This is a genomic window from Chromobacterium sp. Rain0013 (assembly GCF_015291765.1).
Taxonomy (GTDB): domain Bacteria; phylum Pseudomonadota; class Gammaproteobacteria; order Burkholderiales; family Chromobacteriaceae; genus Chromobacterium; species Chromobacterium haemolyticum.
Genome location: NZ_CP031514.1, coordinates 240,524 through 253,094, shown reverse-complemented (window position 1 = coordinate 253,094; position 12,571 = coordinate 240,524). Strand labels below are relative to the sequence as shown.

Annotated in this window: 11 protein-coding genes; all 11 read left to right on the top strand. The window is 64.7% G+C overall.

The window, feature by feature from the left end; genetic code table 11:
• Window positions 1-12 precede the first annotated feature (12 nt).
• The 11 genes from mraZ (at window position 13) to murC (ending at window position 12,557) form a co-directional block, all read left to right on the top strand.
• Window positions 13-459: a division/cell wall cluster transcriptional repressor MraZ gene (gene mraZ / locus DXT74_RS01290; protein ID WP_043635472.1), complete on the top strand. Its 447-nt coding sequence runs from the start codon at window positions 13-15 to the stop codon at window positions 457-459.
• Window positions 456-1,418, top strand: a complete 963-nt coding sequence (gene rsmH / locus DXT74_RS01285) for a 16S rRNA (cytosine(1402)-N(4))-methyltransferase RsmH (RefSeq protein WP_194427128.1) — start codon at window positions 456-458, stop codon at window positions 1,416-1,418. Before mraZ ends, rsmH begins: the two co-directional genes overlap by 4 nt.
• Entirely contained in the window at window positions 1,415-1,687 is a 273-nt protein-coding gene (ftsL, locus tag DXT74_RS01280) for a cell division protein FtsL (protein ID WP_019102080.1), read from the top strand. The genes rsmH and ftsL overlap by 4 nt, the downstream gene beginning before the upstream one ends.
• Window positions 1,687-3,435 carry a penicillin-binding protein 2 gene (locus DXT74_RS01275; RefSeq protein ID WP_043635478.1) on the top strand — a complete coding sequence of 583 codons (1,749 nt, stop codon included), beginning with the start codon at window positions 1,687-1,689 and terminating at the stop codon, window positions 3,433-3,435. Before ftsL ends, DXT74_RS01275 begins: the two co-directional genes overlap by 1 nt.
• 7 nt (window positions 3,436-3,442) lie before the next feature.
• A complete protein-coding gene (locus tag DXT74_RS01270; RefSeq protein ID WP_043635481.1) occupies window positions 3,443-4,924 on the top strand; it encodes a UDP-N-acetylmuramoyl-L-alanyl-D-glutamate--2,6-diaminopimelate ligase in 1,482 nt (493 codons plus the stop codon).
• Entirely contained in the window at window positions 4,921-6,282 is a 1,362-nt protein-coding gene (gene murF, locus DXT74_RS01265; protein ID WP_194427127.1) for a UDP-N-acetylmuramoyl-tripeptide--D-alanyl-D-alanine ligase, read from the top strand. The genes DXT74_RS01270 and murF overlap by 4 nt, the downstream gene beginning before the upstream one ends.
• A gap of 1 nt (window position 6,283) precedes the next feature.
• On the top strand, window positions 6,284-7,369 hold the full coding sequence (gene mraY / locus DXT74_RS01260; protein WP_043635488.1) for a phospho-N-acetylmuramoyl-pentapeptide-transferase: 1,086 nt from the start codon (window positions 6,284-6,286) through the stop codon (window positions 7,367-7,369).
• A gap of 8 nt (window positions 7,370-7,377) precedes the next feature.
• The gene (gene murD / locus DXT74_RS01255; RefSeq protein WP_194427126.1) at window positions 7,378-8,757 is read left to right on the top strand and encodes a UDP-N-acetylmuramoyl-L-alanine--D-glutamate ligase; all 1,380 of its coding nucleotides are present in this window, start codon (window positions 7,378-7,380) and stop codon (window positions 8,755-8,757) included.
• Window positions 8,754-9,911, top strand: coding sequence for a putative lipid II flippase FtsW (gene ftsW / locus DXT74_RS01250; protein ID WP_052370435.1), 1,158 nt, complete (start codon window positions 8,754-8,756; stop codon window positions 9,909-9,911). The genes murD and ftsW overlap by 4 nt, the downstream gene beginning before the upstream one ends.
• A gap of 134 nt (window positions 9,912-10,045) precedes the next feature.
• The gene (gene murG, locus DXT74_RS01245; RefSeq protein WP_194427125.1) at window positions 10,046-11,128 is read left to right on the top strand and encodes an undecaprenyldiphospho-muramoylpentapeptide beta-N-acetylglucosaminyltransferase; all 1,083 of its coding nucleotides are present in this window, start codon (window positions 10,046-10,048) and stop codon (window positions 11,126-11,128) included.
• Window positions 11,129-11,165: 37 nt separating this feature from the next.
• Complete coding sequence (gene murC, locus DXT74_RS01240) at window positions 11,166-12,557, top strand: UDP-N-acetylmuramate--L-alanine ligase (RefSeq protein WP_043635495.1); 1,392 nt, start codon at window positions 11,166-11,168, stop codon at window positions 12,555-12,557.
• Window positions 12,558-12,571: the final 14 nt, after the last annotated feature.

The window sequence follows — 12,571 nt, the reverse complement described above, 5'->3', positions numbered from 1 at the left end:
GGGCTCGAAATCATGATTGGTGGCGTCAGCATCTTGTCTCTCGATAGCAAGGGGCGTTTGGCTATTCCGGCTAAACACCGCGAGACACTGCTGTCCGCTTTCGGGCACAAACTGATCGTCACCCTTGAATCCCAAGACCACTTGCTGATCTACCCCGAACCCAACTGGCGTCCGGTCGAAGCCCGCCTGTTAGCCCTTCCCACCGGCAATCCCACTCTGAAACGTTACCAGCGCCTCGTGCTCGGCCACGCGGAAACCCTGGAAATGGACAGTGCCGGACGCATTCTGTTGCCCGCGCGCTTGCGCGATCTCACCGGACTCGACAAAGACGTCGCGCTGGTGGGCATGGGCAACCGCTTCGAGCTGTGGAATGCCGAGGAATGGGACAGTCAGACCGCTGACGCCCTGGCCATCGATCAAACCGATCTGGCCCAACACCTTGGAGACTTTACGCTGTGAGCACCACCCCTTTCGTGCACCTGACGGTGCTCTTGACCGAAGCGGTCGACGCGCTTGCCATCCGGCCGGATGGCACCTACGTCGATTGCACTTTCGGTCGAGGTGGCCACAGCCGCTTGATCCTGTCGCGACTGGGGCCGCAAGGCCGCCTGATCGCCTTCGACAAGGATCCCGAAGCCATCGCCGTGGCCACGCGGCTGGCGGAGGAAGACCCGCGCTTTCAGATCGTGCACAACGGTTTTGAAGCGCTGGGGCAGGAACTGGACCGCCTGGGCGTGCCTCAGGTGGATGGCGTGTTGATGGATCTGGGCGTGTCCTCGCCGCAGATCGACGACGGGCGGCGCGGTTTCAGTTTCCGTTTCGACGCGCCCCTGGACATGCGTATGGATACCACCCGCGGCATCACCGCGGCCGAATGGTTGGCGACGGCAGACGAGGCCGATATCAGAGAGGTCATCAAGACTTATGGTGAAGAGCGGTTTGCTCGCAAGATCGCAGCAGCCATTGTTGCGCAAAGGGCTGACGCCCCCCTCCAGACCACGCGTGAGCTCGCCGTGCTCGTTGGGCAAAACGTCCGTACTCGGGAACCGGGTCAGGACCCCGCAACGCGTACCTTCCAAGCGATCCGGATCTTTGTGAACCGCGAGCTGGACGAACTCAAGGCGGTGCTGCCGCAGGCGGCGCGCCGTCTGGCGGAAAACGGCCGTCTGGCGGTGATCAGCTTCCATTCGCTGGAAGACCGCATCGTCAAGCAATACCTGCGCGAAGCCAGCAGCGAGGAAAAGCTGCCGGCTTGGGCGATGGTGCGCGCTTCCGACATGGCGCAGCCGCCGATGTCCACCGTGGGCAAGCCGGTGCGCGCGGGCGATGAAGAGGTGCGCGCCAATGCGCGCTCCCGCAGCGCCATCATGCGCGTGGCTGAACGCACCGCAGCGCCGTGGCGGGAGATCGACGCATGAACAAGCTCAACGCGATACTGCTGGTCATCGTGGTGCTGTCCGCCTGGTCGGTGGTCACCTCGACCCATGTGTCGCGCAAGCTCTACAGCGATTTGCAGAAAGAACGCAAATCCGCGCAGCAGCTGGAGATCGAGTTCGGACAGCTGCAGCTGGAGCAGAGCACCTGGGGCGCGCACGCGGTGATTGAGAAAGCCGCGTCCAGCCGCCTCGACATGCATACCCCGGATCCGCGTCAGATCCAGGTGGTTTCACCTGGAAAGGGGATGTGATGCGCACTTACTCACCGCGCCACCAGCAACGCATCCCGGACGCCAGCCCCGCGCTGCGCATGAAGCCGGGCCGCGTGCGTTTCGTGCTGCTGATGCTGGCGCTGCTGTTCCTGGCGCTGATCGGCCGCGCGGTTTACCTGCAAGTGATGCAGCAGGATTTTCTGCAAAACCAGGGCGAGGCTCGCTTCCGCCGCGCAATGACGCTGGAAGCCAACCGAGGCGTGATCACCGATCGCAACGGCGAGCCGCTGGCGATCAGCTCGCCGGTGCAGACGATTTGGGCCAGCCCCGCGGACATGGAGCCGGTGCCGCCGGCCAAGCTGCGCGAACTGGCCGCGATGCTGGATCTGTCGCCGGAAGAGTTGTCGGCCAAACTGTCCGACCGCAAGAAAGAGTTTGTTTACATCAAGCGCCAGATCAGCCCGGAGCTGGCCGACAAAGTGATGGCGCTGGGCGTGCCCGGCATCGCCAAGCAGCAGGAATTCCGCCGTTTCTACCCGGCCGGCGAGATTGTGTCCCACATCATCGGCTTCACCGGCGTGGACGGCAAAGGCCAGGAAGGCGTGGAACTGGCGCGCGAGAAGATGCTGGCGGGCAAGGATGGCCGCCGCGTGGTGCTGAAGGATCGCCGCGGCCACATCATTGAAGACGTCGCCGCCATCGAGCCGCCGCGAGACGGCCAGAAGCTGGCGTTGGCGGTGGATCACCGCATCCAGTATTTGGCTTACCGCGAGCTGAAGGCGGCTGTGGAGCTTAACAAGGCCAAGGCGGGCAGCGTGGTGGTGCTGGACGCTCATACCGGCGAGTTGTTGGCGCTGGCGAATTATCCGTCGTTCAACCCCAATAACCGCAGCGGCGTAACGCCGGAAATGATGCGCAACCGCGGCGTGATCGATTTGTTCGAACCGGGTTCGACGATGAAGCCGCTGTCGATCTCGCTGGCGCTGGAAAACGGCAAGGCCGGCCTCAACACGGTATTGGACACTCACACTTACATGATAGGCCCGGCCACCATTCGCGACGTGGCGCCGCGCCCCAGCCTGGACATCCTGGGCATCATTCAGAAATCGTCCAACGTCGGTACCAGCAAGCTGGCGCTGATGAGCTCGCCGGAACAATCGTGGAAGCATTACGACGCGCTGGGCTTTGGCCGCGCGCCGGAAACCGGTTTTCCCGGCGAAGCCGGCGGCCGGCTGCGCGACTGGCACAACTGGCGGCCCATCGAGCAGGCGACGATGTCCTTCGGCTACGGCATCTCGGTCAGCCTGATCCAGATGGCGCGCGCCTACACCGTGTTCGCCAACGACGGCGTGATGTTGCCTATCTCGCTGTACAAGACCAATACGCCGATGCCGGGCAAGCGCGTGCTGGCGGAAAAGACCGCGCATGAAATGCGCGACCTGCTGGTCGCCAACAGCCAGCCGGGCGGCGGCGCCGTAGGCGGCCGCATCATCGGTTACAGCATCGGCGGCAAAAGCGGCACCGCGCGCAAGCTGGAAGGCCGCACTTACGTGGCCAACAAGCACCGCGCGCTGTTCATGGGCTTCGCGCCGGGCAAATCGCCGCGCGTGATTGTGTCGGTCATGATAGACGAGCCCTCCGCGGGCAAATATTACGGCGGCGCGGTGGCTGCGCCGGTGTTCTCGCAGATCGCCGGCGGCGCGCTGCGAGTGCTGAACGTGCAGCCGGACGAGCCCTCCAACAACACTTTATTACCGGAATCCACCCCGGTGCCGGTGGATTTTTGATCAAATCATGAAAAGCCGTTTGACCCCCATGCCGGATTGGAATCCGGCCGACATCAAGCAGTTGGGACTGCCCGTCAAGCGGGTGGAGACCGACAGCCGCCGCGTGCTGCCCGGCGATGTGTTCCTGGCGTGCCCCGGCCTGCATTCCGACGGCCGCGACTACATCCAGGCGGCGTTGGCGAAAGGCGCGGCCGCGGTGTTGTGGGACGATGCCGGCGGCTTCGCCTGGAACCCGCTGTGGCAAGCGCCCAATCTGCCGGTGCCGCATCTGCGCGACCGCATCGGCATGCTGGCGGCCGAGGTCTACGGTTACCCCAGCCGCGCGCTGCGCGTAATCGGCATCACCGGCACCAACGGCAAGACTTCTATTTCCCATTGGCTGGCGCAGGCTTTTTCGCTGCTGGGCCAGAAGGCGGCGCTGATCGGCACCGTAGGCAATGGTTTTTACGGCGAACTGACCGAAACCACCCACACCACGCCGGACCCGGTGACCATTCAGCAGAAACTGGCTGAATACCGCCGTCAGGGCGCGCATGTGGTGACGATGGAGGTATCCAGCCACAGCCTGGATCAAAGCCGCGTCAACGGCGTGGACTTCGCCACGGCGGTGCTGACCAATCTGACTCGCGATCATCTGGACTATCACGGTTCGATGGAAGCCTACGGCGAATCCAAGAAGAAGCTGTTTTTCTGGGAAGGCCTGAAACACGCGGTGATCAACGCCGACGATGAATTCGGCAGGCAATTGGCCGCCGAAATCGATCCGGCCCAGACCCAAGTGGTGACTTACGGCCTGGAGCAGGGCGATGTGCGTCCGCTGGCGCTGGCCGCGACGCTGGACGGCCTGCAACTGACGGTGACCACCCCCTGGGGCATCGCCGATGTGCGCACCGGCTTGGTGGGACGCTTCAACGCCGCTAATCTGCTGGCCTGTCTGGCCACCTTGTGCGTCAACGGCGTCAGCCTGCGCGACGCCGCCGCGGTGATGGCGCGCATCCAGCCGGCGCGAGGCCGCATGCAGAGCGTGGGCGGCGCGCACGAACCGCTAGTGGTGATCGACTACGCCCACACTCCGGACGCGCTGGAAAAAGCCTTGTCCACCTTGGCCGAGATTCGCCCGGAAGGCGGCCGCCTGTTCTGCGTGTTCGGCTGCGGCGGCGACCGCGATCCGGGCAAGCGCCCGATGATGGGCGCCATCGCCGAGAAAATCGCCGACGTGGCGGTGCTGACCAGCGACAACCCGCGCACTGAAGACCCGCAAGCCATTCTGCGCGACGTGTTGGCCGGCATGGACGCCGCGCGCACTCACGTTGAGGTAGACCGCGAAGCGGCCATCCACTGGGCGGTGGGCCAGGCGCGCGCCGGCGACGTGGTGCTGGTGGCCGGCAAGGGCCATGAGGAATACCAGGACATCGCCGGCGTCAAACGGCCGTTCTCCGACTTCCGCGTGGCGGAAGAGGCGCTGACCGCTTGGGGGGAACGCGCATGATGACGCTGCTGCAGGCCGCCGAACTGGCCCGGGGCGCTTTGAGCGGCCCGGACGGCGACATCCTGCGCGTAGTGACCGATAGCCGCGAGGCCGGTCCCGGCGATCTGTTCGTCGCCTTGAAGGGCGAACGCTTCGACGCCCACGACTTTGTCGCCGAGGTTGTCGCCAAGGGCGCGGCCGCGCTGGTGCGCGCGGATTTTGACTTGCCCGGCGCGAGCCTGATCCAGGTAGAGGACACCCGCCTGGCCCTGGGCCGGCTGGCCTCCGGCTGGGCGCTCCGCCTGCCGGCGCTGCGCATTGGCGTCACCGGCTCCAACGGCAAGACCACGGTCAAGGAAATGCTGGCGGCGATTCTGCGTCGCCATGCCGGGGCCGACGCGGTGCTGGCTACCGCCGGCAATTTCAACAACGATATCGGCCTGCCGCTGACCCTGCTTCAACTGACGCCGGCGCATCGCTACGCGGTGCTGGAAATGGGCATGAACCATCATGGCGAGCTGCGCTACCTGACCGGCCTGGCCCGGCCGCGCATCGCGCTGGTCAATAACGCGATGCGCGCTCACTTCGGTTATTTCGGCTCCACCGAGGAGGTGGCGCGCGCCAAGGCGGAAATCTTCGAAGGTCTGGACGCCGACGGCGTGGCGGTACTGAATGTCGACGATGCCAATCTGGCGCTGTTCCGCCGCGCGGCGGACGGCCATCGTCAGATCGTCTTCGGTCTGAACGCCGAGGCTGATGTTCACGCCGCCGACATCGAGCTGGGCGCGCTCAGCAGCCGTTTCACCCTGCGTTGCGCCGACGGCGAGCGGCGGATAGAACTGCCGGCGCCGGGCGAACACAATGTGCGCAACGCGCTGGCCGCCGCCAGCCTGGCCCTGGCCGCCGGCGTGCCGTTGGATGGCATCGCCACCGGTTTGGCGGCCTTCGGCGGGGCCAAGGGCCGTTTGCAGCTCAAGCAAAGTCCGCGCGGCTTGAGCGTGATCGACGACAGTTACAACGCCAACCCGGACTCGATGAAGGCCGGAATCGACGTGCTGACGCGCTTGCCTGCGCCGCGCTGCTTCGTGATGGGCGACATCGGCGAATTGGGCGAAGCCGCCGATGCGCTGCACGCGGAAGTGGGCGAGTACGCCCAGGCGCGCGGCATCGATCTGCTGCTGACCTTGGGTGAAGCCTCGCGTCACGCCGCCGTCGCCTGCGGCGCGGGCGGCAAACATTTTGATTCGATTGACGAGTTGTACGAGTTCCTCGACCGGCAGTTGCCGTCGGGTGCCTCCGTTCTGGTCAAGGGGTCGCGCTTCATGCGCATGGAACGGGTGGTGGAACACCTGATGCAACAATTAAGAGAGGAACAATAACGTGCTGCTCTGGCTGGCTGAACTGCTGGGCTCCCACATCCGGGCCTTCAACGTCTTCAACTACATCACGCTGCGCGCGGTGATGGCGGCGCTGACCGCGCTGGCGATCTCGCTGCTGCTGGGACCGTGGGTGATCCGCAAGTTGACCGAACTCAAAGTGGGCCAGGCGGTGCGCAACGACGGCCCGCAGACCCATCTGATCAAGGCGGGGACTCCGACCATGGGCGGTTCGCTGATCCTGCTGGCCATCGGTCTGACCACGCTGCTGTGGGCCGACCTGTCGAACAAATACGTGTGGCTGCTGTTGGCTGTCATGTTCGGCACCGGCGCGCTGGGTTTTTACGACGACTGGCGCAAGGTGGTGTACAAGGACCCGAAAGGCGTGTCCGCCAAGTTCAAGATGGCTTGGCAGTCCGCCATCGCCATCGGCGCCGGCGTGTTCCTGATCGCCACCGCCAAGCTGCCGGCGTCCACCGAGCTGATCGTGCCCTTCGTCAAGACCGTCGCCTACCCGTTGGGCGCCATCGGTTTTTGCGTGCTCACCTACTTCGTCATCGTCGGCACCTCCAACGCGGTGAATCTGACCGATGGCCTGGATGGTCTGGCGGCCTTGCCCACCGTGCTGGTGGCGGCCGGGCTGTCCATCTTCGCCTACGTTGCCGGCCACGCGGTGTTTTCCAAATATCTGGGCCTGCCCTTCATTCCCGGCGCGCACGAGGTGGTGGTGTTCTGCGCCGCGATGTGCGGCGCCTGTTTGGGTTTTTTATGGTTCAACGCCTATCCGGCCCAGGTGTTCATGGGCGATGTGGGCGCGCTGGCCCTGGGCGCGGCGCTGGGCACCGTGGCCGTGATTGTGCGCCAGGAGATTGTATTGCTGATCATGGGCGGCCTGTTCGTGGTGGAAGCGCTGTCCGTGATGATTCAGGTGGCTTCGTTCAAGCTCACCGGCAAACGGGTGTTCCGCATGGCCCCACTGCATCACCACTATGAATTGAAAGGCTGGAAGGAAACGCAAGTGGTGGTGCGTTTCTGGATCATCACCATGATGCTGGTGTTGGCCGGCCTGTCCACCATCAAGCTGCGTTGAGGAAGAACATGGATTACGCGAATCGTCACGTCGTGGTAGTGGGCTTGGGGGGCTCGGGCCTGGCGGCCGCGCGCTACCTGGCCGCGCACGGCGCGCGCGTGAGCGTGGCCGACGCAAAACCGTCGGCCGAGCGCGTGGCCGAACTGCGCGCCTTCCTGCCGCAGGCGGAAGTGCGCGGCGGCGACTTCAACGAACAGACCTTCGCCGACGCCGACTTGCTGGTGCTGAGTCCGGGCGTGCCGCTGAAGAACCCGGTCGTTGCCGCCTTCCGCCAAGCCGGCGGCGAGGTGATAGGCGATATCGAAGTGCTGGCGCGGGCGATTCGCGGCGACGGCAGCAAGGTGATCGCCATCACGGGCTCCAACGGCAAGAGCACCGTCACCAGCCTGGCGGGCCATTTGTGCGCCGCCGCCGGCCTGGACGCGGTAGTGGCCGGCAATATCGGCCTGGCGGTGCTGGAAGCGCAACTGGAACGCGAACAAAGCGGCAAGCGCCCGGACGTGTGGGTGCTGGAGCTATCCAGCTTTCAACTGGAGTCCACACTTACGCTGGAGGCCGATGCCGCCACGGTGCTGAACATTTCCGAAGACCACCTGGACCGCTACGACGATCTGCTGGACTACGCCCATACCAAGACCCGGGTGTTCCGCGGCGGCGGCGTTCAAGTGCTGAACCGAGACGATGCGCTGGTGCGCGCGATGGCGCGGCCCGGCCGCGTGGTCAAATGGTTTTCGCTGACAGAGAATGCCGCATTCGCGTTGCAGCAGGATGACGGCCGCTACTGGCTGAGCCTGGACGGAGAGCGGGCCTTCGATTGCGCCGAAATGCGTCTGCAAGGCCTGCACAACGCCGCCAACGCGCTGGCCGCGCTGGCTTTGTGCGAAGCCGTGGGCGCGCCGCGCGCGGCGCTGCTGCAAGGGCTGAAAACCTTTCAGGGTCTGGAACATCGCGTCGAGTTGGTGGACGAAATCGGTTCGGTTGCGTTTATCGATGATTCCAAGGGCACCAATGTCGGCGCCACCGAGGCGGCCCTGAACGGCATGACCCGTCCGGTGGTGTTGATCGCCGGCGGAGACGGCAAGGGACAGGACTTCGCGCCGCTGGCGCCGGCCTGCCGCCGCATCGCCCGCGCCGTGCTGTTGATTGGCCGCGACGCCGGCAAGATTCGCGCCGCGCTGGCGGACTCCGGTCTTCCGCTGCACGACTGCGCGACCCTGGAAGAAGCCACCCGCCGCGCGGCTGAGCTGGCGCGGCCCGGCGATGTGGTGCTGCTGTCGCCGGCTTGCGCCAGCCTGGACATGTTCCGCAACTACGCGCATCGCGCCCAGGTGTTCATCGACACCGTGCGCGAACTGAAGGCGCGGCAAACCGAGGCGACGCGGCCATGATCGTGCACGGAGCCCGGCGCTACGCCGCCATCAAGCCGTTCGACGAAGCGCTGTCCTGGGCGCTGGCCCTGCTGTTGTCGATCAGCCTGGTGATGGTGTACTCGGCGTCCATCGCCTACGCCGAGGCCGACGCGGCCACGCACAACCGTTACTTCTACCTGATCCGCCACATGATCTTCATGACGATAGGGCTGAGCGCGGCCTATATCGCCTTCCAGATTCCGACGGCGTTCTGGCAGAAGTACTCCGGCAAGATTTTCCTGATTGGGCTGGTGTTGCTGGTGCTGGTGCTGATTCCCGGCATCGGCAAGATGGTCAACGGCTCGCGGCGGTGGATCAACTTGTTTGTGTTGAACCTGCAGCCGTCAGAAGTGATGAAGTTCGCCACCGTGCTGTACGCGGCGGATTACACCGTGCGCAAGAGCCATCTGCTGCACAGCCTGAAAGAAGGCTTCGCGCCGATGTTCGCCGCCATGGTGGTGGTGGCCTTCCTGCTGCTGCGCGAGCCGGACTTCGGCGCGCTGATGGTGGTGATGAGCATCGCGATGGGCCTGCTTTTCCTTGGCGGCATCAATATGCGCATCTTCAGCGGGCTGGCGGTGATGGCGGTGGGCGCCATCGTGGTGCTGATCATCTCCTCGCCGTATCGCTTGAAGCGGGTGCTGGGTTTCATGGACCCGTGGGACGACCCGTACGGCAAGGGCTATCAGTTGTCGCACTCCTTGATCGCCATCGGTCGCGGCGAGTGGTTCGGCGTCGGCTTGGGCGGCAGCATAGAGAAGCTGTTTTACCTGCCGGAGGCGCATACCGACTTCATCATGGCGGTGATTTCGGAAGAGTTCGGTTTTGCCGGCATTTGCGTGGTGGTGGGTCTGTACGCCTGGATTGTGCGGCGCGCCTTCCACATCGGCGTGGAGTCGAAAAAGCTGGAGCGCTATTACCAGTCGCTGGTGGCGCAGGGTCTGGGCATCTGGCTCGGCATCCAGGTGTTTTTCAACATCGGGGTGAATATGGGCCTGCTGCCGACCAAGGGTTTGACCTTGCCGCTGATGTCCTTCGGCGGCTCGGCGATGTTGATGAATTTGATCGCGGTGGCGGTGCTGCTGCGGGTTGATTATGAAAACCGAAGGATTATGCGGGGCTATAAGGTTTAGCCCCGCATTCAGGAAAGGCGGTAAGCCTTTCCAGGCGCCTTGGCGCCGTCTCCTTCGGTTTCTGCAAGCCCGAAGGGCGAAGCGAAAACCGGCGCACGATGCGCGGCAACGAGAGTTAACGGAACGGATTAGAGATGGCGAATCGCACGGTCATGGTGATGGCGGCTGGTACGGGTGGACACATCGTCCCCGGCCTTGCCGTGGCCAAGGAATTGCAAAGCCGGGGCTGGAATGTGGTGTGGCTGGGCACCCGGCGCGGCATGGAGAACAAGTTGGTGCCGCCCACCGGCATTCCGCTGGAACGGCTGAATTTCCACGGCGTGCGCGGCAAGGGCCTGTTGGGTTCTGCCAAGGGCGCTTTGCAGCTGCTTGGCGCTTTCTTCAGCAGCGCGGCGCAGATTTTCCGCCATCGCCCGGACGTGGTGCTGGGCATGGGCGGCTATGTCTGCCTGCCCGGCGGCGTGATGGCTGGCCTGCTGTGGAAGCCGCTGGTCTTGGTCAACGCCGACGCCGGCCTGTTGTTGAGCAATAAAGCCTTGCTGCCGTTCGCCAAGAAACTGGTCTGCGGTTTCGATGGGGACGCGGCGCGCAACGGCAAGGCGCTGGTCACCGGTAATCCGGTGCGAGGCGAGATCGAGAGCATCGCCGCGCCGGCTGAGCGTTTTGCCGGCCGCGGCGGCCCGCTGAAGGTGTTGGTGGTGGGGGGCAGCCTGGGCGCCAAGGTTTTGAATGACACCTTGCCGCAGGCGATGGCCAAGTTACCGGCGGACAAGCGGCCGCAATTGACGCATCAGACCGGCGAGGCGAATTTCGCCGCGGTCGAAGCGGCTTATAAGGCCGCTGGCTTGCGGGATCAGGTGGAATTGTTGCCCTTCGTCGACGACATGCCAAAGCGCCTGGCCGAATGCGATTTGGTGATTTGCCGCGCTGGCGCGATCACGGTCAGCGAATTGTGCGCGGCCGGGGTCCCCAGCGTGCTGGTGCCGCTGGTGGTGTCCACCACCGGCCATCAGCGCGACAACGCCGAGTGGATGGCGAAGGCCGGCGCGGCCTGGCATCTGCCGCAGAAAGAATTGAACGCCGATGGGCTTGCGGGCTTGTTGGCGGGTTTGGATAGAGACCAGTTGCTGGACAAGGCCGAACGCGCGCGCGCGCTGGCCCATTCCGGCGCGGCCGGCCGGGTGGCCGACCTGTGCCAGCAGCTGGCCAGGGAATGACAGGGCGTCATATGAGCGCTCAAGCAGAGACACAGACATGAAACACAGGGTCAAACACATACATTTCGTCGGCATCGGCGGCGTGGGCATGTGCGGCATCGCGGAGGTGCTGCACGGCCTGGGCTTTACCGTGTCCGGCTCCGACATGGCGGAAAGCGCCACCAGCAAGCGGTTGATCGATCAGGGCATACGCGTGTTCTACGGCCACGACGCCACTTATATGCATGGCGCCGACGTGGTGGTGACCTCCACTGCGGTCAAGTCCGACAATCCTGAAGTGCTGGAAGCGCGCGCCAACAAAATTCCGGTGATCCCTCGCGCGCTGATGTTGGCTGAGCTGATGCGCTTCAAGCAGGGCATCGCCATCGCCGGCACCCACGGCAAGACCACCACCACCAGCCTGACCGCCTCGGTGCTGGGCGCGGCCGGTTTGGATCCCACTTTCGTCATCGGCGGCAAGCTGACCGCGGCCGGCACCAACGCGCGCCTGGGGTCCGGCGAATTCCTGGTGGCCGAGGCCGACGAATCGGACGCCTCCTTCTTGCACCTGACTCCGGTGATGGCGGTGGTGACCAATATCGACGCCGATCACATGGACACCTACGACCACAGCTTCGACAAGCTCAAGCAGGCTTTCGTGGACTTCCTACAGCGCTTGCCGTTTTACGGCCGCGCGGTGCTGTGCGTGGACGATCCCAATGTGCGCGAGATCCGAGGCCGCATCACCAAGCCGGTGACCACTTATGGCCTGGACGATTCCGCCGACATCTACGCGGAGAACATCCGCGCCGCGGCCGGCCAGATGCATTTCGACGTGGTGGTGAAGAACGGCAAGGAAGTGCGCTTTCCTGTTGTGCTGAACATGCCGGGCCGCCACAACGTGCTGAACGCGCTGTCCGCCATCGCCATCGGTCTGGAGTGCGGAGCCAGCGTGGAAGCGATCCAGCAAGGCCTGGCCGAGTTCGCCGGCGTCGGCCGCCGCTTCCAGCGCTATGGCGAAGTGCCGGCCAAGGACGGCGGCAGCTTCACCCTGGTGGACGACTATGGCCATCACCCGGTGGAAATGGCCGCCACGCTGGCCGCGGTGCGCGGCGCCTTCCCGGACAAGCGTCTGGTGCTGGCCTTCCAGCCGCACCGCTACACCCGCACCCGGGATCTGTTTGAAGACTTCGTCAAAGTGCTGTCCAGCGTGGACGCCTTGTTGCTGTCCGAAGTCTACGCCGCCGGCGAAGCGCCCATTGTGGCCGCCGACGGCCGCGCCTTGGCGCGCGCGGTGCGGGTTTTGGGCAAGGTGGAGCCGGTGTTCGTCGAGGACATCGTCGAGATGCAGCAGACCATTTTCGATCAGGCTCGCGACGGCGACGTGGTGGTGACCATGGGCGCGGGCTCCATCGGCGCGGTGCCGGCCAAAGTGGCGGCGGGCGCGTGATGATGAATGACAAG